Origin of the sequence: Rhodococcus sp. IEGM 1307 (assembly GCF_030056915.1) — a bacterium.
In the GTDB taxonomy this organism is placed as follows: Bacteria; Actinomycetota; Actinomycetes; order Mycobacteriales; family Mycobacteriaceae; genus Rhodococcus_F; species Rhodococcus_F opacus_D.
The window spans coordinates 1-22,933 of the sequence record NZ_JASHKW010000031.1 but is presented as its reverse complement, the minus strand read 5'-3'; the positions used below and the strand labels follow the sequence as shown (position 1 = coordinate 22,933).

At 66.2% G+C, this 22,933-nt stretch carries 18 protein-coding genes and 2 pseudogenes; 2 read left to right on the top strand and 18 right to left on the bottom strand.

The features are described from left to right. Positions 1-57 precede the first annotated feature (57 nt). The 15 genes and pseudogenes from QM841_RS39105 to QM841_RS39040 all read right to left on the bottom strand — a co-directional run bounded on the left by QM841_RS39105 (position 58) and on the right by QM841_RS39040 (position 15,409). Positions 58-1,203: an MDR family NADP-dependent oxidoreductase gene (locus QM841_RS39105; RefSeq protein WP_283336175.1), complete on the bottom strand. Its 1,146-nt coding sequence runs from the start codon at positions 1,201-1,203 to the stop codon at positions 58-60. Next, on the bottom strand, positions 1,200-3,488 hold the full coding sequence (locus QM841_RS39100; RefSeq protein ID WP_283336174.1) for a CaiB/BaiF CoA-transferase family protein: 2,289 nt from the start codon (positions 3,486-3,488) through the stop codon (positions 1,200-1,202). Before QM841_RS39100 ends, QM841_RS39105 begins: the two co-directional genes overlap by 4 nt. Beyond that, positions 3,481-4,791: an NAD(P)/FAD-dependent oxidoreductase gene (locus tag QM841_RS39095; RefSeq protein WP_283336173.1), complete on the bottom strand. Its 1,311-nt coding sequence runs from the start codon at positions 4,789-4,791 to the stop codon at positions 3,481-3,483. Before QM841_RS39095 ends, QM841_RS39100 begins: the two co-directional genes overlap by 8 nt. A gap of 12 nt (positions 4,792-4,803) precedes the next feature. After that, on the bottom strand, positions 4,804-5,124 hold the full coding sequence (locus QM841_RS39090; RefSeq protein WP_283336172.1) for a 2Fe-2S iron-sulfur cluster-binding protein: 321 nt from the start codon (positions 5,122-5,124) through the stop codon (positions 4,804-4,806). A gap of 57 nt (positions 5,125-5,181) precedes the next feature. Beyond that, on the bottom strand, positions 5,182-6,045 hold the full coding sequence (locus QM841_RS39085) for an SDR family NAD(P)-dependent oxidoreductase (protein ID WP_283336171.1): 864 nt from the start codon (positions 6,043-6,045) through the stop codon (positions 5,182-5,184). Between the two features lie 183 nt (positions 6,046-6,228). Beyond that, a complete protein-coding gene (locus tag QM841_RS39080; protein WP_283336170.1) occupies positions 6,229-6,765 on the bottom strand; it encodes an enoyl-CoA hydratase/isomerase family protein in 537 nt (178 codons plus the stop codon). Continuing rightward, positions 6,696-6,962 (bottom strand): annotated as a pseudogene (locus tag QM841_RS43670) (enoyl-CoA hydratase-related protein); the annotation flags it as partial. The gene QM841_RS39080 and the pseudogene QM841_RS43670, both read right to left, overlap by 70 nt. A gap of 152 nt (positions 6,963-7,114) precedes the next feature. Then, positions 7,115-8,632 carry an aldehyde dehydrogenase gene (locus QM841_RS39075; protein ID WP_283336169.1) on the bottom strand — a complete coding sequence of 506 codons (1,518 nt, stop codon included), beginning with the start codon at positions 8,630-8,632 and terminating at the stop codon, positions 7,115-7,117. A gap of 139 nt (positions 8,633-8,771) precedes the next feature. Beyond that, positions 8,772-9,572, bottom strand: a complete 801-nt coding sequence (locus tag QM841_RS39070) for an SDR family oxidoreductase (RefSeq protein WP_283336168.1) — start codon at positions 9,570-9,572, stop codon at positions 8,772-8,774. 38 nt (positions 9,573-9,610) lie between these two features. Continuing rightward, positions 9,611-10,222: an SDR family oxidoreductase gene (locus QM841_RS39065; RefSeq protein WP_283336167.1), complete on the bottom strand. Its 612-nt coding sequence runs from the start codon at positions 10,220-10,222 to the stop codon at positions 9,611-9,613. Between the two features lie 23 nt (positions 10,223-10,245). Further along, on the bottom strand, positions 10,246-11,382 hold the full coding sequence (locus QM841_RS39060; RefSeq protein ID WP_283336166.1) for a thiolase family protein: 1,137 nt from the start codon (positions 11,380-11,382) through the stop codon (positions 10,246-10,248). A gap of 37 nt (positions 11,383-11,419) precedes the next feature. Next, entirely contained in the window at positions 11,420-11,821 is a 402-nt protein-coding gene (locus tag QM841_RS39055) for a Zn-ribbon domain-containing OB-fold protein (RefSeq protein ID WP_283336165.1), read from the bottom strand. Positions 11,822-11,906: 85 nt separating this feature from the next. Continuing rightward, positions 11,907-13,220 carry an acyl-CoA dehydrogenase family protein gene (locus tag QM841_RS39050; protein ID WP_283336164.1) on the bottom strand — a complete coding sequence of 438 codons (1,314 nt, stop codon included), beginning with the start codon at positions 13,218-13,220 and terminating at the stop codon, positions 11,907-11,909. Between the two features lie 58 nt (positions 13,221-13,278). Next, entirely contained in the window at positions 13,279-14,493 is a 1,215-nt protein-coding gene (locus QM841_RS39045; protein WP_283336163.1) for an iron-containing alcohol dehydrogenase, read from the bottom strand. A 133-nt stretch (positions 14,494-14,626) separates the two neighbouring features. Next, positions 14,627-15,409, bottom strand: a complete 783-nt coding sequence (locus QM841_RS39040; RefSeq protein WP_283336162.1) for an enoyl-CoA hydratase/isomerase family protein — start codon at positions 15,407-15,409, stop codon at positions 14,627-14,629. A 497-nt stretch (positions 15,410-15,906) separates the two neighbouring features. Here QM841_RS39040 and QM841_RS39035 point away from each other — a divergent pair, with 497 nt between their 5' ends. Then, positions 15,907-17,517 carry a long-chain-fatty-acid--CoA ligase gene (locus QM841_RS39035; protein ID WP_283336161.1) on the top strand — a complete coding sequence of 537 codons (1,611 nt, stop codon included), beginning with the start codon at positions 15,907-15,909 and terminating at the stop codon, positions 17,515-17,517. A 64-nt stretch (positions 17,518-17,581) separates the two neighbouring features. Continuing rightward, a pseudogene (locus QM841_RS39030) lies at positions 17,582-17,788 on the top strand (acetyl-CoA C-acetyltransferase); the annotation flags it as partial. Positions 17,789-17,813: 25 nt separating this feature from the next. Here the strand turns inward: QM841_RS39030 and QM841_RS39025 are convergent. The 3 genes from QM841_RS39025 to QM841_RS39015 all read right to left on the bottom strand — a co-directional run. Continuing rightward, on the bottom strand, positions 17,814-21,092 hold the full coding sequence (locus tag QM841_RS39025) for a protein kinase domain-containing protein (RefSeq protein ID WP_283336160.1): 3,279 nt from the start codon (positions 21,090-21,092) through the stop codon (positions 17,814-17,816). Positions 21,093-21,596: 504 nt separating this feature from the next. Next, complete coding sequence (locus QM841_RS39020; protein WP_283336159.1) at positions 21,597-22,559, bottom strand: zinc-binding dehydrogenase; 963 nt, start codon at positions 22,557-22,559, stop codon at positions 21,597-21,599. Positions 22,560-22,685: 126 nt separating this feature from the next. Then, on the bottom strand, positions 22,686-22,933 hold a 248-nt coding region (locus QM841_RS39015), incomplete at its 5' end, for an NAD(P)(+) transhydrogenase (Re/Si-specific) subunit beta (RefSeq protein ID WP_283336158.1).

Here is a 22,933-nt window from a genome sequence, read left to right as displayed (position 1 = left end):
TCAGCGCGTGATCACGCAGCCGCTTGGTCGCAAGTGCTTGAAAGTACAGCGCTGGCATCAGGAGAAGCGCACCGACAACTTTCCGTAGCGGGACCCGGTGAACATCGATGTGATCGCCTGGGGAAGGTTGTCGAATCCCTCGAACACGGTGTTTACCGGCGTGAGGCGGCCGGTGTCGACCAGGCGAGCGAGGTCGTTCTCTGCCTGCAGGCGATCGTAGTAGTAGTCGCTGACGATCCACGCCTCGACCTTCAGTTGCTTTTCCTGCACTATACGTTCGAGGTCATCCGTGATGCCGAAGGTGCGTCGTAGCCGAGCCCGGTAGATCTCGGGACTGGCATTCGGGGACCGTTTCGGTCTGGCGGTGACCTCGTCAGCGTAGATGTCGTGTGAGAATCCATACGAAAGTACCCGTCCGTATCGATTCATCACCGTGAAGACTTCATCGGTGACGGGCCCCCCGACGCCGTCGGAGAAGACGTCGACGCCGTCGGGGAAGGCCTGCCGAACCTGTTCACCGAGGTCGGGCGATCGGTAGTCGATGCAGTGGTCGAGGCCTAGCTCCTCGACCGCCCATCTGCACTTGTCCGAGCCTCCGGCGAATCCCACCACGTAGCATCCTGCGGCCTTGGCGAGCTGTGCGCTGATCGAACCGGTTGCGCCGGTCACTGCGGCGGCTGCCACGGCGTCCCCTGGCATCAGTGGTCCGACCTCCCGCATACCGAAGTAGGCGGTCAGTCCGGTAGTACCCATCAGACCGATGAGGTCCTCCGCTGGAAATTGGGTGACGAGCCATGGCCGGTACACGTAGGTCCATTGTGAGTTCGTGCCGTTCAACTCCTTGACCGATGCTGAAGGGGGCGCATAGCCCACCGGGCCTGACGCGCTACTCACCAGCGCGTAGTCCTGCCATCCGGTTTGACATGCGATAACGTCACCCTCCTGCAGGAGCGGATTGCGGGATTGCACCACCACTGCACAGGCAAAGTCGGTCTCGGACTGGCCGAGTTGGAGGGTCCCGCCGGGGGCCATGCTGATCCGGACCCGTGGGTGGATTCCCATGACCTTCACCTGCACCAGAGCTTCGCCTTCGGCTGGTTGCGGCATCGGCGTCTCCACCAGCGCAAACTGTTCCGGTGACACCTTGCTGTTGATCATGGGTTGCGCATAAACCCACTGCTTCATGGTGTTGGGCAGTGTCATGCGCGTCCTTCGCGGAGACTCGTTTTGGATGAATAGGTGTCGATCAGCCGAATGACCTGCCGGAATCGCGGGTCGGATGTGCCCGAGATGTCCGTGTCCAGCTGCGGGGCAGGACCCGGTGCCGCGGGGGTGAACCGGCGCATCACCATCGGGAAACCCTTGAGCCATTCGCCCTCGGTACTTCGCAATACCAGGCCGCGCTGCTCGCGATGGGGTTGCTGGGCGCGGTCGGCTGCCGTGTTGACCGCCACCGCTGGGACCCCCGCGGCCCGCAGTTCGGCCGCCGCCTCCTGGCGGTTCCGTGACGACGACCAGTCCGTGATCAATTGGTCGACGACGTCTTGCTGGGCCCGCCACCAGGTGTCGTCGGCCTCGCCGACGAGGCCCGGCACGACCTGGGCCAGCGCGCGGCGGTGCTCGCTGGTCGAGCAGGCGATCGCGAGCCACTCGCCGTTCGCTGCCGGATAGACGTCGTGCGGCGTCGCGTGCGATCGGCGGTTGCCGGTTCGCTCCATCGGCACGTCGTCCCAGACGAAGGCGGCGAGCTGGTCGGCGAGGGTCCACGCGACGAGCTCCCGCTGGGAGATGTCCAGCCATGCTCCCGGGCGGCGGGTCGCCACTGCGTGGGCAGCGAACGCCGCCCCGGCGAGGGCGACGACCTGATCCGGGTAGTTGACATCACCCGATGACCACAGCGGGCTCGAGTCGGCGTAGCCCGTCGCGCTGGCCAGACCGGACAGGAGATCGAGAGTCGAACCGTACGAGGCATAGCCCGACTCCGGACCCGCGCTGCCTTGACTCGACAGTGAGACGTAGACGAGGTCAGGATTTAATTCACGCGCCGTTGCCGGATCGATCCCCAAGCGTTCCGTCACGCCCGCCCGGAAGTTCTCGACGAGAATATCGGCGCGTCGAATGAGCTCGTGCACCGCCGCTCGTCCTGCCGTGCTCTTGAGGTCTATGCAGATCCCCGTCTTCCCGGCGTTGTTCGAGCGGAACATCGGCGAGGATTCGGGCCTCTCGGAGGTGTCCGATCCAGGCATGACCCACCGGCGGAAACGGTCTGGGCGTTCCTCGGACTCGATCTTGATGACCGTCGCGCCGTATTCGGCCAGGAGGCGGGTCGTCGCCGCGCCCGCGGTGATCGTCCCGAAATCGAGCACGACCACACCATCGAGCGGGGCACCCGAGACCGTGCCCGATCTGTTCTCGTCACTCGAGGGGGTACGCGGCGCCAGGGCCCCGTGCTCATCCAACTGCGGCGCGGGTTCGACTCCCTCAGTCCGTTGCCCAGGAAGCGGGAAGGAAACAACCGGAGCGTCGGGACGCCGCTGGTCGCAGGGCAGGATGAAGCCTCTCTCATGGAACTGTTCGGAGTCGATCAGGTCCGCGGCAGCCGCCGCGTAGCCGAAGGGCAGGCCGAGATTCTGTGCGGAGACAAAGACCTCGTGGGCCTCGCGCTGACGGATGGCGTCCGCGATGATCAGCCACAGCTCCTCCGACCGCTCCAGCCGGATGGCGGGGTTGATCAGCTCGGGATCCCTCAAGCGCTCGTCGCCTAGCAGTTTCACCACTGCCGGCCACTGCTCCGGCAGGAAGATCACGCCGACCCAGCCGTCTTTGGCCTCGACCACGCGCCACGCACCCCGGGAGGCGCCCGTGCGATGAGGCACGACCCCGGTCAGGTCGAAGGTGACGTCGCTCTTCCAGTCCATGTACGCCGCGACGTCGCTCATCGTCACTTCGATCAGGTCCCCGTCGCCACTCGTTGCGCGGCGGCGCAGCGCGAGCGAGGCGCCGAAGAGACCGACGAAGGCAGCAGCGTACGCCGCTTGCTCACCGCCGAGGGTCAGCGGAGGCCGCGCCGGCTCTCCGATCATGTGGGCGAGGCCGCCCTCGGCCTCGGCGAGCAGACTGTCACCCTCCAGCTCGGCGAGGTGTCCGTGGGGGTTGAAGGTGGTTATCGAGACGGTGACCAGAGCCGGATATCGGCGTGTGAGCGTCTCTGCGTCGAGCCCGAGGGACCGAGCCTCGCTCGGTGGCAGATCGACCAGGAGGACGTCGGCGGAGGCGAGCCGGTCGCACCACTGGTGGGGTTCGACGACGGCGCTCTGCTTGCCTGCGGCCAGCGCTGCAAAGGTCAGCGCGCGGCGTCGCAGCGCGTGGCCTTCGCGCGTCTCACACATCGTCACGTCGTGGCCTAGCGCCGCGAACAGCCGACCGCATGCCGCGCCCGCGACCGATCGCGTGATCTCGACGACCACGAGTTTGGGGACCTCACCCATCACGACTCCCGTTGCCGGGTGCCTCTGCGGTCGCGGCTACGAGCAGTTCCTTCAGGGGCGTGGCCGGATCGGCCAGTCGCGACGTGTCCACCTCGGCTTGCATCGCCACCAGCTTCTTCGCGACCATGAAGTCCCGAGGGTTGTTGACGACGTCGGCGGCGCGGATGGCGCCGTCTTTGAGGTAGAAGAGGCTGAAGCTCCGGCCTTCGTCCGCGCTTCCGCGGACAATGATCTCGTCATGGCTCGGACAAAGCCCCACCACCTGCAGCTTCACGTCGTACTGGTCGGACCAGAACCACGGGATGGCGTCGTAGGGCCGCGCATTGCCGGTGAGGGCGGCGGCGACGACCTTTGCCTGCTCCAGCGCGTTGGGGACGGACTCGACCCGCCGCAATCCGCCGTTTTGGGCACAGGGGTGCCTCGTACAGTCGCCGACAGCGAGGATGCGGGGGTCCTCCGTGCGACAGAACTCGTCGACCACCACGCCTCCGTCGACTGCGAGCCCCGCGTCGTGAGCCAGCTCGTCGTTCGCTTCCATGCCGATCCCGACGACGACCAAATCGATCGGCAGCGTCACCCCGTCGGACAGCTTCACGGCCACCGCCCGGCCGTCCGCGCCGACCTCCACCGAGTCCACGAAGCGACAGGTCCGGATGTCGACGCCTTGCTCCTTGTGAATCCGTTCGTAGAAGTCGCTCACGACGGGCAGGGTCACTCGTGCGAGGACCCGCGGGCCCGCCTCGACGACGGTCACGTCAAGACCAGACTTTCGGGCGACCGCGGCCACCTCGAGCCCGACGTACCCCCCGCCGAGGACGGCGAGCCGCGCTCCAGGGGTGAACTGCGCACGCATCTCGTCGATATCGGCGAGCCGGCGAAGCGTGTGGACATTGGGCGCGGCGTGCGCCCGCGCGTCCGGGAGCAGCCGCGCTCGACCGCCCGTCGCCAGGACGAGCCAGTCATACGACACGTCGTCGTCACCATCGGGCCCGTCGGTGCGGACGGTTTGCGTGTCGCGGTCGATCCCAGTTGCCCGCGTCGCGAGCCTGACCTCCACCCGCTGGTCCTCGTAGGTCGCCGGTGGGCGGATGTAGAGATCGGTCGACGTCACGTCACCCAGCAAGTAGCCCTTGGATAGCGGCGGTCTGCTGTAGGGGTGGGTCGGCTCCTCGGAAAGGATCGTGATCGGGCCGGCGAAGCCGAGCATTCGCAAGGTAGCGGCGCACTCGGCACCCGCTTGGCCGCCACCAACGATCACCACCCGATCGTCGGCGCCCGCGGATTCGATGTTCGGCAGTTCCATGCTCGATCTCCTCTACTGCACGGCCGGGACGGTCACCACGATGCCGTCGAGGTCGGGCGAGAACTTCACCTGGCACGAGAGCCGGCTGCACTCGGTCGGTTCTGCCGCGGCAACCTCGAGCATGTCCTCCTCCTCCTCCGACTTCGGCGGCAGGAGCGAGACCCACTGTTCGTCCACGAACACGTGGCAGGTTGCACACGAGAGCTCGCCACCGCACTCCGCCACAATCCCCGGCACCAGGTTGGCGCGCGCCACCTGCATCAGCGACTGGCCATTCTCGGCGGTGGTGTCCGTCTTGACTCCGTCCGCGCGGATGAAAACCACACGACCCATAACGTCACATTCCTTTGCTGCGAAACTTGCGGGGGTGTCGGCGCCGTCGGGCGCCTGTCAGCGGCCGCCCAGGAAGGGGCATGACTCGGCGTCGCCGGTGCCGTCGTGGGCGTGCTCGCCAGGGGCTTCGACGACAGGCAGCTCCTGCACGTCGACCATGAGCGCACGGGCGTGCTCCATTGCGAACGCCCGACTGAAGGGGTTCGTCGCGATGACACGAGTGCCGGCGAGTAGGCCGTCGAACGCCTTCGATGCGACGACCGACGACTCCTGAGCGAAGGGGACGATCGCCTGCGCTGCCTCGGGGTCAGCCTCCACGAAGGCGCGCACATTCTCGGTCAACGTCCATCCCGGCGCCAGCATCGAAACGCCGATGCCCCAGGGCTCCAGATCGCGGTGTGCTGTGAGGGTCAGACCGAGGGTCGCGAACTTGGTGATGGTGTAGACACTGAACGGGGCGACATGCGGGGGAACGCCGAGCGAGTGCTCGGAGCCGGTGTTGAGCAGGTACGCCGGCCGGCCGGCCGCCGCCGCGTCGTGCAGGAGCGGCGCGAAGACGTGGACGATGTTGACCCCACCCTCGACGTTGACTCGCACCGAGCGGCTGGCGGCCTCGGGGTCAATCTCCTGCAGCGAGCCCAGCACAGCGAAGGCCGCGTTGTTGCACACCACATTGACCTCACCGAACCGGTCGACGGTCTCCTTCGCCAGCCGTCGCACGTCCTCGACGTTCGAGACGTCGGCCACCGTGGAATCGACATCACCGCCGGCCTCGCGGAGCTCGTCGACCGCGGCCTTGGCGTCGTCGATGTCAGCGAGCATGACCTTCGCGCCACGGTTGACCGCCTCGCGCGCCAGCGCGAGACCGACACCGGTGGCACCGCCGGTCACTACGACTACCGCATCGGTCAGATCACTCATCGTCGCTTGCCTTCCTGTTTCATTGGGCCGTGATGGCCGTCACTTTGTATGACGGTATCCCGTAGACCATCTGTCGTCAACTGCTTCTCCGGGAAACTGGATCCGCCGCGAGCCGGCGTGAGGACTGCTCTGCGCGATGGTCGACGTCGGAGAGCGCCCATCCCAGAGCCAGTTCGCAGCCGCTCAGTCGTCCTGTCCGTAGGCTCGATGGCCGGCGGTGAAGAAGGTCCGGGCCGTGACCAGCCGACGCCCCCTGCTCGGCGGCGATGACGGCACTGGTATAGACCGGGTAGTCCTGCGCGTCATCCCAGTCGAGGGCCTGAATCCGCTGGTAGGCCTTCTTTCCCCTGGCGGGTGCCACGGCGTCGAACCCGCGATGCGCGTTGCCAGTGCACACGCCCGGTCGAGCAGCAAGCCGTCAGGGACGACCTCATTCACGAGCCCGAATCGGTGAGCGGTCGGAGCATCGATCCGCTGGGCCAGGAAGACCATTTCGGCGGCATGCTTAGGCAGCACCTGCTTCGGCATGGCCGGGCCCGCCTGGATGCGCCAGGCACCGAGCGCCATCTCCGGAACGCCGATCGTTGCCGACTCCGCCGGCCACTGCCGGCTCGCACTTGTTGCTCGAGCGTCGACCTGCCGCCCAGTACGAAGCCGTTGACGGCGACGATGAACATCGCCGGGTGGGGCCCGAATGGGCGCCTGGCACTGGGTCCACACGTCAGGGGCGCCTGGCTCGGCCTGCTGGCCGGGCCAGGCGCGTTCCTCGCCTCGGGCAGATCGATCCCAGCACAGAGGGCGGAGCCCGAGCCGGTCAGGACGATCGCCTTTGCGGTCGTTGCCGCGAGGACCTCCAGCAGTCGCCGCTGGTCAGCGGCGTTCATGGCGTTGCGCTTGTCCGGTCGGTTGAGCGTCACGATGGCATGCGCCACGCATCCTCCATCAGTACGAGGGTGCGCTGCTCCTCGCACGCCGACCGTCCGGAAGACGAGCCCGCTCGGTCCTCAGCCAGGGAGGGCTGCCTCCCGGCGGACAGCCGGGAGCTGCACCCGCGCACTCGTCCGCCGCATCACCGGCGCCCGAAGGCCTGCCGATTGCCCTCGTCGATGAAGACGGACTTGACCTCGGTGTAGGCGTCGAGTGCGTCCACGCCGAGCTCGCGCCCGAGCCCGCTCTGCTTGAAGCCTCCGAAGGGCGTTGCGTAGTGGACGACGCGATAGGTGTTGACCCACACGGTCCCTGCCCTCAGGCGCTTGACCATGCGGTGGGCGCGAGCGACGTCGGAGGTCCACACAGCGGCCGCGAGGCCGAAGTCGACGTCGTTGGCCAGTCTCGCGGCCTCGTCCTCGCCACTGAAGCGCACGAGGCTCGCCACGGGGCCGAAGATCTCCTCCTGGGCGAGGCGCGACTGGTTGTCGACCCCGGAGAAGACGGTGGGACGGACGAACAAACCTCGCGCCGTCTCCGGGGTGGTCTCGCGCACTCCTCCGGCGGTCACGACGGCACCTTCGTCCTGCCCGATCTGGATGTACTCCAGCACGCGATCGAGCTGGTTGCGACAGGCGACGGGGCCCACCTCGACGGTCGGATCGAGCGGGTCCCCGAGCTTCAGGGCCGACGCCGCCTCGGTGAGGCGGGCGACGAAGTCGTCGTAGACCTCGTCCTCGACCAGGACGCGGGATCCTGCCATGCACGTCTGCCCCGTTGCCGCGAAGACTCCGGCCATCACGCCGTGGACCGCGTTCTCCAGGTCTGCGTCGCGGAAGATGATGTTGGGTGACTTCCCTCCGAGCTCGAGGGTGACGCGCCCGATGCGCGGCCCGGCCGCGGTCAGCATGGCCTTCCCCGCGGCGGTCGAGCCGGTGAAGCCGATTTTGTCGACGTCCGGATGGGACGCGAGCGCTGCGCCGGTGGGCTGACCGAACCCGGTGACGACATTGACGACACCGGCCGGGTAGCCCGCCTGCTCGCACAGCTCCGCAAGGCGAAGGGTGGAGGTGGGCGTCACCTCGGATGGCTTGATGACGATGGTGCATCCCGCGGCGAGGGCCGGGAAGAGCTTCCAGGACAGCAGCATGAGCGGAGAGTTCCAGGGCGTGATGGCGGCCACGACCCCGACCGGCTCGCGGACGTTGTAGACGGTGTGCCCCGGCACGCCCTGGACTGTGGTGCCACCCATCGTCTCGGCGAGACCCGCGACGAACCGGGCGTGGCCGGCCATCGCGTACGAGCCGCCCACCATCTCGCCGACGAGCTTGCCGTTCTCGTGGATCTGGAGATGGGCCAGCTCCTCGGCATGGGCCTCGATCAGATCGGCCAGCTTGCGCAGCATCGCCGCGCGCGTCGCAGCCGGCGTCTGGGGCCAGCCACCCTCGTCGAAGGCGTGCCGGGCAGCGGCCACGGCACGGTCGACATCCTCCACGGTCGCCACGGGCACCCGCCCCCAGGGCTGGGTGTCGAACGGATCGACACACGTGAACGTGTCACGCTCGCCGATCTCGATCCACTCTCCGCCGATGTACATCGCGTAGTCGCGATCCCATTCAGCCGGGAAGCGGGTCGCCGTGGATTCCATTGCTGCCGTCACGCCACATCAGTCCTTCGGTTAAGAGTCGCTAGCCGTTGATCCCGGGCGCCGACGACGCCCCGCACGGATCGGAGTCGGAGTTTGTATGACGGTATCCCGTCCGACATCATGTGTCAACGGTCACAGGCGTCGCTGCCCATCACCGCTTGGCAGGCATCGCGAAAAGGCTCTTGCCACCACACGTGTAGAGCACCTGACCGGTGATCGCACGCGCCCGGTCGTCGACGAGGAAGCGCGCGAGGTGAGCGACGTTCTCGGCGCTCCCGAGCTCGCGATTGGGCTGGGCGACGATCAGGTTGCGCAGCACCTCCTCGGGAAGCTCGTCGACGCCGGGCGTCTTGATGAGTCCCGGCGCGATAGCGTTGACCGTGATTCCCGTGCGAGCGAGCTCGAGCGCGAGCGAGCGGGTCATGCTGACCACCCCGCCCTTGGTGGCGGAGTAGTTCGTTTGCCCCCACCACCCGAGCCACGCGCGCGACGCGATGTTGATGATGCGTCCGCCGCCGGACTCGCGCATCTGCGCCGCCGCGGCCTGGCAACCGTAGAAGACCCCGTCGAGGTTGACCTGCGTGACCCGCTCCCACGACTCCTGGGTGATGTTGCGCAGAGCCGTGTCCTGAGCCATCGCGGCGTTGTTCACGTAGCAATCGAGACGCCCCCAGCGGTCCACGGTTGCTTGCACCAGCTCCCGGACCGACGCGGGGTTGCTGACGTCGGCGCGGGTTGCCCACGCATCACCCGGACCGCCGCGGCTGATCTCGTCAGCCACGCTCTCGGCCAGCTCGGTATTCAGGTCGCACACAACCACATGCGCACCGTCAGCAGCCAGCCGCCGTGCGATGACCTCGCCGATGCCGCGCCCGGAGCCCGTCACGATCGCGACGCGCCCCTTCAGGCCGTCCTTGCTCACCATCGAACCAACCTCGTCCTGAACCGTCATTTTCCGACTCCTCACTCGTCTGGTCTGGGACCTGCTCGTCAGGCGGTGAGCGAGCTCAGCACGCTCAGGCCGCCGGACACGTGCAGCACCTGCCCGGTGAAGTGGCCCGATGCCTGATCCGTCAGGAACGCGACCGCATAGGCCACGTCCTCGACACCCACCGGTCCGGTGAGCGGCGGCGGCGGTGCCTCCCACGGATCCTCGGTCGCGACGACCGGTCCCAGCTCCGAGGGCGGGCAGATGACGTTGACGTTCACGCCCAGCGGCCCGAGGTCGAGCGCAAGACTCCGCCCCAGACCGACCAGGCCCGCCAGGTCGATGGCACGCTCGGTGCGACCCGGCCAGCCCAGGAAGTCACGGCCGGCGACCAGTGCCACGCGGCCCTCACCGCGGGGGAACCCGGGGGTCGCGGCGCGGAGGAAGGCCAGCGCCTGTGCGGCGGAGCCCTCGGGAGGGGTGCCGTCGTAGCCGATGACGACGGCCCGGATCGCCCGGCCCCGAGCGAGCTCGGCCTCGAGAGCCTCGCTGTGCTCGGACGAGCGGCGGCCCTCGAGCCGCACGACGTCGTCGCCCCGACCCTGTAGCTCTGCGCTGATCGCAGCCAGGGCCTCGTGGTCGCCCACCACGAACGAGATACCGATGGAGTTCATCGCTTTCGTTCTCCTCTCGTCACTCATACAGCCAGGACGTGGACGCCGCACGCACCGTTGTCGACGCCGGCGATGCCGCCGCCCGTGACATGCGTGAGGGCCACCGACGCCCCGGGGACCTGACGGGCCCCGGCGCGGCCGGTGAGCTGCTCGTACGCCTCACCGAGTTGCGCAACACCGGTGGCTCCGACCGGATGTCCTCGCGAGATGAGCCCCCCACTCGGATTCACCGCGCAGTCGCCGTCGATGTCAGCGCGACCCTCCGCGAGGTAGCGGGCGCCTTGGCCGCGCTCGCAGAGGCCCAGTGCCTCGTAGTAGAGAACCTCGGCGATGCTGAAGGCGTCGTGCACCTCGGCGAGGTCCAGGTCCTTCGGACCGATTCCGGCCTGGGCATAGGCCTGCTGGATCGCCCGGAGCGTCACGTCGGGCATCGTGAGGTCGCGGGGAGCGTCGCTGTACTTGCCCGAGGTGATCACCGAGGCCTTGATGCCGACCGCGTCGAGACCGAGTTCCGACGCTGCCTCCTCCGAGCAGATGAGGACGGCACTCGATCCATCGCTGTTGGGCGAGCATTGGAGCAGGGTCAGCGGGTCGGCGATCGGCTTGGAGTTCAGTACCTCCTCCAGCGTGACGGCGGCCTGGAAGCGAGCGATCGGGTTGAGCGCCCCGTTGCGTCGGTTCTTGACGGACACGCCCGCCAGGTCCTCCGGCTTCAGCCCGTTCTCCCACAGGTAGCGGTTCGCACGCAACGCATAGTGGGCCGGCATGATTGCGCCCTGCGCTGCCTCGATGTCGGTGGGGTCGAGCTTGAGTGCCCCACCGCCGAGTGCCGACAGCCGTTCGGTCGCGACGACGACGACGATGCGCGCCTGTCCCGATGCCACCATGCCGATGGCGAGGTGGGCCGCCGAGGCGCCAGACGCGCAGGCGTTCTCGATGTTGAACACAGGCAGTCCGGTCATCGACAGGCGGGACAGGATGCGCTGGCCGAGCAGCGCTCCCCCGGCAACGCCGGCCGAGATGACCGTGTCGACGGCCTCACGGTCGATCCCGGTGGAACGGAGCAGGCCGCGAACGGCGTCGGCGCCGAGGTCGACGACATGCGTCGACTCCTTGACGAAGGGAATGGTGTGTGCGCCTGCAATGACAGGAACCGGCATCAGAAGACTCCTTGTGCCTTGTGGTGGACGTGCGGATCTACGCGGGTGCGCCCGAGGCGCCCGCAAGCGGACGAGGTCCCGGCGCCGCGATCTGCAGCAGGGGAAGGCCGGCCTCCGTCAGACCGACCTGGCCGACGACGACAGGGGTGCCGGGCTCCAGGACGTCGCCGCTGACAGCATCGAAACCCGCCATCACCCGGAGGCCGACGGCCAGGTCGACGTGAGCCAACCCGTACGGAAGCGGCCGATCGTTGCGTCCCGAGCGCACCACAGTGACGGAGTACACCACGCCATCACCCGGGACGGTCTCGTCGGTGAAGGCGTCCCCGAGGCACTGCGCGCAATGGCGCGGCCTCGGGTGGGAGAGGTGTCCGCAGTCGTTGCAACGTGCGCCGGGGACGCCCGTCGATTGCAGTTCGAGCTGACTTTCAGCAGTCACGGGTCGTCGACCTTTCGGTGAAGGGATATCTGGAGAAGTGCCGCCTTGGGCCGGCGACGACTCCTGTGGTCTGTTGTATGACAAACTACGAACGGGCGGCCGCGGACCTGTCGACCCGCCCGCCCTCATCGAGCGGGGACCCCAGCTGCGCCCGGGCCCGATCGGTGAGGACGTGGCGCATGTAGTCGGGGAACATCTCCGACTCCGGCTTGACGTCCTTGAGGACCTCGCGTGCCACGACGACCTTGTGTACCTCGGTGGGACCATCGGCCAGTCCGACGTGGAACGACTGGATCACCCACTCCGCGAAGGGCATCTCGTGCGTGATGCCCAGGGAGCCGTGCAGGTGCAGCGCACGGGAGGCGATGTCGTTGAGGACCTGCGGCATGATCGCCTTGACCGCCGAGACATTCTTCCGAAGTGCGCGCCAGTCGTGGCCCTGGTCGGCCAGCCACGCGGTCTCGAGGATGAGGAGCCGGAACTGGCGCAGCTGGATCCAGCTGTCCGCGATCTTCTCCTGGACCAGCTGCTGGCGCGATAGCAGATCGCCCTTGGTCGACCGCGACACGACGCGTTCACACATCATCTCGAAGGCCCTCGTGGCCTGCGCCAAGGTGCGCATTGCGTGGTGCATGCGACCGCCACCCAGTCGCACCTGCGCGACGACAAAGGCATCGCCGGGCTCACCCAGCATGTTCTCGTGAGGTACCCGGACGTCAGTCAGGCGCAGATGGGCGTGCGTGTCCGCCGCCTCCCCGTAATGCCCGTAGTTGCGCAGGATCTCGATGCCCGGCGTGTCTGCCGGCACGATGAACATCGACATCTGGCGATAGGGGTCCTCGGCCTCCGGGTTGGTCCGGACCATCAAGATGTGGAACGCAGCATGCTCTGCCTCGCTGGCGAACCACTTCTCTCCGTTGATCACCCACTCGTCGCCCTCGCGGACCGCAGTGGTGCGGATCGCCAGCGGGTCCGCCCCGCCCTGCGGCTCGGTCATCGCGAAACACGACACGATGTCGTTCGCCAGGAGGGGCTCGAGCCACTGCTTCTTCTGCTCGGGCGTGCCGTAGTGAGCAAGGATCTCGGAGTTCCCGGTGTCCGGTGCCTGGGCGCCGAACACGATCGGACCGAAGCGCGACATGCCGAACTTCTCGTTCATGAGTGCGAGCTTGAGCTGGCCGTACCCCTTGCCGCCGAGTTCCGGGCCGAGGTGGCACGCCCACAGTCCGCGCGACTTCACCTCGGCCTGCAGCGGCCGGACCAGCCGGACGAACTCGGGATCGTGGATGTCCCACTGACTTCCCAGTACGTAGTCCAGTGGCTGGACCTGGTTACGCACAAACTCGTCGATCCAGTCGATCTCGACCTGAAAATCGGGATCGGTATCAAAGCTCCACATGGTTACTCCTCAGCAGGATGGCGGTCGGCCCGGTGTTGCCCCGGTGGCTCGACGTCGGTCAGCCGGCGACGCTCGCCAGGATCGTCGAGATGTCCTCAGCGGTCCGGATCGGCCGCAGGTTGTGGTAGGTCACGTAAGGGTGGGCCAACGCGAGCGGCACGACATCGTCGAGACGCTGCGGATCGACACCGAGCTCCCGCACCGTCGTCGGCAGATCGCACACCTCGAGTAAGTCACGGACGATCACATCCAGGGGATCACCCGGTCGACCCATCGCCGCGGTGACCTGCTCGATCCTCGGATCGTCGTGGCCGCGCAGCCAGCGTGCCTGGGCCAGCATCATCACGCACGCGGTCTCGCTGTGCCCCACATGTGCCCACGGCGCGAAGACGTGAACCATGAAGTGACTGAAGCCGTGCGGCACCGACAGCTGGCACATCCCGGCCAAAAACGAAGCACGTTGCAGCAGAGGGATCGCTGTCTCCACGTCACCACGGGCGAGCAGCGGAATCCCGGCAGCGAACTGACGGATCGCCTGCAGGCATAGGTCGATGCACAGATCGTTCGGCCTCGTGGACAGGACACTGTTGACGGCGTGATCGAGACCCCGTACCGCGGTGACCAGCGCGAGGTGGCGGGGCGTGTGGGCGACGATCGACGGGTCGTACACGATGGCCCGGCCGACCCCGTCAGGGATGCGGAGGATGATCTTCTTGCCGGTCTCGTCGTCCACCGGTGTTCCGGCCGCCGTCCACTCCGACAGCGAGAAGGTCGTCGGGATGGCGATCTGACGCAGCGTCGGGCGCTGGTTCAGCTTCGGCTCCTGGTCGATACGCAGGGCACGCAGGTCGTCGTGCGTCCGCACACCTTCCGTGACCCCGAGCTGGACGAACTTGCCGAAGTCCATCACCGAACCGCCGCCGACCGTGACCAGCACATCCGCGTCGGACCCTTCGACCTCCTGGATCGCCGCGAGCACGTTCTTGACCGGAGCGTGCTCGCCGACACGGTCACTCCGCGCGACGAACCGGGGCCCCAAGGCGGCGGCGAGGCGATCGATGACATCGGTCTTCTGGTTGAGCGTGCGGGAGCTGAAGATAAAAGCCCGCTCGTATCCGTAGTCCTCGAGGAGCTGCGGCACCACCCGCCGCGCATCCGCGTTCAGCTTGATCTCGGCGGCTCCCGCGGGAAGGTGAAGAGTCTGACCCTGACCATTTTCGGGCTCGGGGAAATACAGCCGCCGTGCCGTCTCGGGGTCGCTCGCGCTACTCATCGTCGCCCTTTCCGACGCCGCTCAGCTGCGTCGATCACCTATTCGTATCGCGCTCAGCATGGGTTTGCTCGCGACTTCGTATGACGGTATCTCGTCATACAAGCTCCGTCAATGGGGATATGCCGGCGCGACCTCACCGTGCCCGGTAGACCGGAGTTCGCTTCTCCGCGAAGGCGGTACGACCCTCCAGCCGGTCCTCGCTGTCACGCAGCGATCCCCACAGCAGCTGCTCCATGGCCAGCCCGTCGTCAAGGGTGAGCTGATCCGCCGCTTCGACGGCCTTCTTGATGGCGCGCACGGCCAGCGGCGCATTCGCGCAGATGCGTTCAGCGATCTCGAGTGCACGCTCACGCAGGGACTCACGAGCGACCAGCTCTGAGACGAGACCCAGACGTAGCGCTGTGTCGGCGTCGATGGGCTCGCCGGTCAGCGCCATCCGGCGAGCGATACCCCGCGGTAGCGCATGGGCGATGCGCTGCGTACCGCCCGCCCCCGGGATTGATCCCACCTTGGCCTCGGGGAGGCAGAATCTCGCTTCGGGCGTGGCGATCTGTATGTCGGTCGAGAGCAGAAGCTCGAGGCCAGCGCCGTAGGCGAGCCCATTGACGGCGCAGATCACGGGCTTGAGGTAGTTGGGCGGCACGGTGACTGGTCGCGGTCCGGTACCACCCAGGAACGATCCCGCGAAGGACTGCTCCGGCACCGGTGTCTTCAGGTCGGCACCAGCCGAGAAGGCCCGGTCCCCCGCACCCGTCAGCACGAGCACCCAGGTCTCGTCGTCCCGCTGAAGCCGGTCCCACGCGTCGCTCAGCGCCGCGCCCAGCTCCGGATCGATGGCATTCATCGAGGTCGGTCGATTGAGCGTGAGCACCGACACGTGGCCGATCCGCTCCTCGATGAGTACTGAGTCATCCACAGTCGTGTCGGTGGGCATGGCCGCTCGCTTCCCTTGTAAACATACGGTACACTGTCATACAGACTACGGTATGACGATAGGCGCCCTCAAGCCCGGTATCCCAGCCTTCACGCAGCGACCCGAGACTTGAGGAGTCACCGTGCAGTGCGTTCTCTTCGAGCCCCGGGCCCAACGCCTTCCGCTACTTCGTGCGCAAGTGGGTGGATCGCTTTGCGACGCAGCGTGTCGAGGTGGTGAGCAATTACCGACGAAACTGGAGCGAAGCAGGGAACCTGAAACTGCTAGCTGCGCACAGCTGATCCCCGGCCGGTTCGCGCTCGAACTCACGATGTGCCGTGATGGCCATGGGCTGGCGGCGGCCAAGTAGAAGTTAGCCGGTACCCCGTCGCACACTTCGATGCCTACGTCGAACCATGGCGAACACCGAACATCGATGACCAGGTGTCCTTCCTACGTCAACACCTCACGCCGACCACCGTCGACCCTGCGGAGAAGCCATGAGCACATCGACCACTCAACCAGTACACGTACCCGCCTCCGAACAAGCACTGTCCCGCCGACGCCACTGGAACAACCAGGTCCGGCGCCACGCCTCCATGACACCGGACCGCCCCGCCCTGCGATACCTCGGACAAACCCTCACCTGGAAGGACCTGCACCAACGGGCCGCCGCCCTCGCAAAGGTCCTTCACCTGCGAGGGATCGGACACGGCGATCGCGTACTGATCACCATGCTCAACCGCCCCGAGTACCTCGAGGCACTGCTCGCGATCACCGCGACCGGAGCCATCGCCGTCCCGGTCAACATCCGGATGAGCCCAGCCGAAGCCGTGTTCATCGCCACCGATGTAGGCGCGAAGGCGATCATCACCAATCAGGCCCTGTGCGAACTCGCAACCACCGTCGCCGCCGAAACCGACGGCATCGAGTTCGTCATCGCCACCGACGAAGCCCGGCCGGGGCAGCTCGACTACGAAAGTGTGCTCGCCGACACCGCCGGCGACATGCCGGACATCGACGTACCCGATGAGTCGGTCGCTCTGATCCTGTACACGTCGGGCACCACCGGGCGGCCGAAAGGCGCGATGATCACCCACGCGAATCTGAACGCCATCTCCATGGCCTTCATGGATTCGCTCTCCTACCGGCGCGGCGACATCGTCTCGGTCGCCGTACCTTTGTTCCACATCGGCGGCATCGCCTCGGTCCTCCCCCAGCTCTACTTCGGCGGCACATCGGTGATCCACCCCCTCGGGGAGTTCGATCCCGACCGCACCCTTCAGACGTTCCAGGATGAAGGAACAACCTGGGTCTTCCTCGTCCCGGCGCAGTGGCAGGCCGTGACCGCCGTCCAGCTCGACCGACCACGCGACCTGGCTCTGCGCATTCTGAGCTGGGGAGCAGCTCCCGCCTCCGACGCCCTGCTGCGGTCGATGATGACGGCATTCCCCCACGCCGAGACAGTGGCCGTGTTCGGGCAGACCGAGAGCACCGGATTCGCCTGCTACCTCGACGGTGACCACAGCCTGAGCAAACTCGGATCAGTAGGCGTCCCGACCTCCTCGGTCGAGGTGAAAATCGTCGACGACCAGATGCACGAGGTCGGCACCGGCGAGATCGGAGAGATCGTCTTCAGAGGTCCGACCGTGATGACCGGTTACTGGCAACGCCCCGACGCCTCCGAGGAAGTGTTCGCCGGAGGATGGCTCCACTCCGGCGACCTCGGCCGACAAGACGAGGACGGCTTCTTCTACATCGTCGACCGCAAAAAGGACATGATCATCTCCGGTGGCGAGAACATCTACTGCGCCGAGGTCGAGAACGCGATCATGGACCATCCAGCCGTGGCAGAGATCGCCATCATCGGACGCGCCGATGAGCGGTGGGGTGAGGTCGCGGTGGCCGTGGCCGCGCTCCAAGACGGGATGCGACTCGGTATCGACGAACTCGTCACCTTCCTTCGACCATCCCTGGCCCGGTTCAAGCACCCCAAGGACCTGATCGTGGTCGATCAGCTGCCCCGAAACGCCAGCAACAAGATCCGCAAAAACGTCCTACGCGAGGCCTACGGCAGCCCGGACCCCGGCCTGAACCGCACACCCGTGTGACCCTCCATCCCCGTGGTCGACCCACCGGTCGAGCTCGGATGGGCAGGTCCATCCGATGCACCAATGGTTGAAACACACCTTGGCCGACCCGGCACGGCTCAACGTCAACCGGGGGTGCCGTCGCCCTGGGACATCCGCTCGGCGCTCCGGCGGCCCGGCCGAGGGTCACACTCCTGCACGAGCTAGAACGCACCGGCAGTCGTTTCGGGGCTGCAAACCATGTGCGAAGGCGTCAGATTGGCCAAACGTCACGATGATCGCGCGCCTGTAGAGACTGAGCCCCGTAACACCGTGCGTCAGGGCATGGTTCGCCGTGATTCCACCACCCATGCAGCGATCTGGGCACGAGAGGTGAAGCCCAACTTGGCAAGGAGGTGTTCGATGTGCCCCTGCGCGGTGCGCACAGAAATCGTCAAGCGGGACGCTATCTCTCTATTGGTCAATCCCTCGGCGACCAACTCGGCGACCTCACGCTCCCGCTTCGTCGGCTCGGCCGGTCCCGGGCTCGGTGAGGATGACGCCGGACTTTGCTCACCGAGTGCGTAGGCGACCGCGGAGGCCACTCCCAGCTTGCCCCCCTTTCCCCGTGCCAGATCAAATGCACTCTTACTCAGCGCTTTCCGCGCATCACGCTCGCACTTCTCACGGTACTGGACCAACCCGGATACGAACATCGGGGAACTCCCTATGGCATTGCTGAGGTTTTCTGCAGCTGAGGTCAACACCACGGCTCGTTCGAAGTCACCTTCCTCGGCAGCGATCCACGCGAGTGCTTGTAGGCACATGCTGATGACGAGCCGCTCATTGACCTTCCGAGCAGCGCGGAGCGCCTGTTGGAGTAGCTCGTTCGCCCGTTCGGTATTGGCGTGTCGCCACACCACGACGGCCAGGGCCCACAGCAAATATGACCGATGCACTGCTTCACCGTGCTCTTCGGTGACCGCGAGTGCACTCTCGTAGCATTCGATGGCGCGCTCGGTGTGATTGAGCAACTCGTACGTGATTCCGAGACCCTCCAACAAGAGGATGTGGAGGGCAAGTGCACTCGCCTCCGCAGCGTAGACAGGCCGAGCGGCTTCGAAATGGACTTGTGCATACTCGACGTCGCCGCCGTACAGGGACCGGTAACCTTCGGCAAGGTCGATGTGCGCCCGCAGCAGAGGATCGGCCGATCGATCGGCGAGCGCCCGTCCCGCGTGGATGAGGATCGTCGATGCCTGCAGGTCGCCCTGCACTCCTGCCATCACGCTGGCCCAGAGTATTGCTTTGGCGCGGTCAACGCCTGCGGTGCGGGGCGACAGAGCCAATAATCGATCGATCCAGCGCCGTCCTTCGGTCAACAAACCGCGCGAGAACCAGAGAGGGAACAGCGCTGCGGCCATGCCAAGTCCGGACTCGGGGTCTTCGGAGAGGCAAAACTCGTGTGCCTGTCGTAAATTCGGCAGTTCGGTGACCAATCGGGTCAGCCACTCGAGTTGCCGCGGTCCGACCCAGTCAGCCTCGGCGTCCGAGGACAGCTGCACGTACCAGTTTCTGTATCCGGTGCGCAGCTCGGAGTAGTCGGTGCCGGCGCGGGCCTTTTCCCGACCGTAGTCGCGCACCGTCTCGAGCATCCGGAACCGAGCGACCGGAGCCGACTGTTCTCGAATGAGTATCGACTTGTCGACGAGAAAGGTGATGGTGTCGAGGAGATCGTCAACGGTTGGGTCGTGCCCGAAGATCTGCTCGGCCGTACTGAGTTCGAAGCTTCCGGCGAACATGGACAGGCGAGCCCACATCAGTTGTTCCAGGGGTGTGCACAGGTCGTAGCTCCAGTCGATGCACATCCGCAGGGTCTGTTGTCGTGACGGAGCGTCTCTGCGTCCGCGTGTCAGGAACCGGTAGCGGTCGGTGAGTCGCTGCAGAATCTCCTCTGGGGAGATCGCCCGAAGTCGCGCCGCGGCGAGCTCGATCGCCAACGGCAGGCCGTCGAGGCGCTGGCATATCCGGGCGATGGTCACCTTGTTGTCGTCGGTGACCTCGAAGCCGGGCAGGACCGCGGCGCCTCGCTCGGCGAACAATGTCACCGCGTCGTTTCCGGGCAGCCGTCTCGGCAGATGGTCGGCGTCGGGTACCGCAAGCGGGGCGATCGGTAGCGCTACCTCGCCGCTGATGCCGATCGGCTCTCGGCTGGTCAGGAGGATCCGCAGGCCCGGGCTGGTGCGGAGCAGCGCTTCGGTGAGTTTCGCGACCACGTCGAGCACCTGCTCGCAGTTGTCCAGAACGAGCAGTACCTCGCGCGGGGCGAGGAATTCCGTGAGGACCTCGAGAAGTGGTCTCGCGGCTCGGTCTCGTAGCCCCAGCGCATCCGCCACCACGTTGACGAGAAGCGAGTCGTCGCGCAGCTCGCCCAGCTCGATCAGGAACACACCATCAGCGAAGCGCGATTGCGTTCGACCGGCGACTCGCAGCGCCAGTCGGGTCTTGCCCACTCCTCCCATCCCGGTCAAGGTCACCATGCGGGCCGTCGAGAGTAAGTTTGTGACCTTCGCCGTCTCCTCGCGACGGTCGATGAAGCTGGTTAACTCCAGCGGCAGCGCCCCTGTCCGGCCCGGATGCGCGGCTCGTGGCTCGTCATCGTGGGATGGGTGCGTTGGTGGTATGTGACTGGAGGCGCTGTTGTCGGTTTCGTCGTGAAAGGTGCGCCCGGCCATGTCGTCGACCGGAAAGCCGTGCTTGTGTTGCAGGTGCCGCAGCCGTCGGCCCAGTTCCCCGACGGATGGGCGACCGGCAGGATCGTTTGCCATCGCGGCCTCGATCACGGTGCTGACATCTTCGGCGATGCCGTGCTCTCGCGGGTCCGGCGTCGGCGCGGTGGTGATCCGGACGAACTGGGCGACCAGTTGCTCACCACTCCGGCGCTCGAACGCGGCGTGCCCGGTAACGGCGGCGAACACGGTCGCGCCCAGACCGTACACATCGGCGGCCGGACTCGGTGCGCCACCGGCAATGATTTCGGGTGCCGTGAAGGCCGGCGATCCGGTCACAACTCCGGTGGTGGTTTCGAATCCGCCCGAAATGTGCGCGATACCGAAGTCCGTCAACGCGGGCTCTCCGTAATCGGTGAGCAAGATATTGGCCGGCTTGACGTCGCGATGGAGGATACCGAGGTCGTGTGCGGCTTCGAGGGCACCGGCGATCTTGACGCCCACGCGCAGCACCTCCTCCAGTGTCAGCGGACCCCGTCTTCGGATGCGGGCATCGAGAGAGTCATGGGTGTAGAAGGGCATGACGATATAGGGCCGATCGTGCTCGGTGACTCCGACCTGCAGGACGTTGACGACGTTGGGATGGCCGGTCAAACGGCCCGCGGCCCGCTGCTCACGCAGAAATCGCGCACGGCTGTCCTCGTCGAGGTCCCCGGTCAGCACCTTCACCGCCACGGTGCGATCGAGCGCAGTCTGCCGACAGCGGTACACGACACCGAACCCCCCACGCCCGATCTCCGCGGCGTCGGGGAACCCGGCCGCCGCCAAGTCCACGGTGACCGACCCTGCTACATCCGGTCGGGTAGCGAAGGGATCGACGTCATTCATCGCCTATACCGATACTGACATTCTCGAGCAGAACACCGAGCACACCTCGCTGACTACTCCGAGGGTAACGCCGAGGCCGCGTGAAAACCTCGGATTGCCGAGCCAATCGGATTTGACCGCTCGAAGCCACTCGTCCGATGTCAACCCGCGCCGGGTTGATCGCGGACGAGTCCGGCACACAGGCCGATTTCGAAGCGGCCGACGTGATCGTTCTCTGGCGTCGACAACGTCGATAGCACGGCGCGGGGTGCGGCTGCGAATCGGCGCCGATACCGGGTTGTGCAGTGAGCGACGCCATGACTAGGTGGCTCTGGCGGCCCGCCACGGGAGGCTGGCATTTTGGGGCGAGGTGAGCAAGGCGCGTTCGAACCACACGTGACATCGACCCGTACGGTGTGAAGTCGTTAACCACCGAGGCGTGGCGTTATGCGCACGACATCCCTGAGCGTGGGTGTGGCAGGAGTTTTCGTGAGCGGTGCACGCACCGGTTCCGGCGCTGATCTTTCAAGTTCTGGGGCGGGCCACTAGGAGTCCGCGCACCTGTCCAACTTCGAGCCGTTCCAACGCGTCCGGAATTTCGGCGAAAGAAACTTCTTCGATGGCGGGTACCAACTCCTTCTTGGCGAGGAGATCCAGGACGGCTTCGAGGTCATCGATGCTTGCACCGAGCGATCCGCGGAGCGCGACGTTATTGGTGATGAGAAGCTGAAGGTCGATCGTCACCTCAGGGTGGCCCGAACCGACGACGACTCGACCGCCCAGCTTCACCGCCGTCACGGCAGCGGCGATCGTGCTTGCCATCCCGGCGAAGTCCACCACAGCGTCGACCGAGCCGGGCACCTCACGGATATCGGAGAAGCAGTCGATGGCGCCCTGCTCGCGTGCAGAGTCGAAGACAGAACTGTCGATGTCGACCCCGTATACGGTAGCTCCGCGGGCCTTTGCGATCTGAACGGCGCTTAGTCCCAGGCCACCCAACCCGATGATCGCGAGCGTGGATGCGGCTCCTGCGCCAGCCTCTGAGACGACCGCGTGATATGCGGTGGCGAGGGAGTCGATGGCCACCGCAGCATGGGTAAACGGGACGCCCTCGGGAATGGCGACTATGTTCACGCGGGACGAAACCGCCTGTTCCGCAAATCCTCCGTCGAAACCGAGCCCGACGCCGTTGACGAAGTCCATCCGTTCGATCGGGGGGGCCGACAGCGCAACCGCGACCCGATCACCGATCGCAATATCGTTCACGCCGCCACCGAGACCACGAACTGTACCGGCTACCTCATGTCCGAGGATGATGGGACGCTTGCGCAGCCATGCGTCCCCATGGCCGTTGACGATCTGGACATCGGAGTGGCACATTCCGGCTGCCTCGACATCAATGAGAACCTCCCCCGGCCCAGGGATCGGCGGATCGACATCGACGTACTCGAGACCATCTTCCGTGGAATTGAATTGCCATGCTCGCATTGAAAATTTCCTTGCTCTTGAGGCGATGATGGCGCCCCGTGCAGTGGTGGACTCCGGATCGGATCGCGTATAAGTATTTCGCGGTCCGTCGCCGTACGGACGACGACGGTTCGGGCTAAGCGCGACTCAAAGGGCTTTGAGTTCCTCGGTGACCTCGGAGACCGACTTCTTCGCATCCCCGAACAGCATCGAGGTGGTGTCGGCGAAGAACAGCGGGTTGTCGATGCCGGCGAACCCGGAGTTCATCGACCGCTTCAGCACGATCACCGACTTCGACTGATCCACATTCAGGATCGGCATCCCGTGGATCGGGCTGGAGGGGTCGTTGCGGGCGGCGGGGTTGGTGACATCGTTCGCACCGATCACCAGGGTGA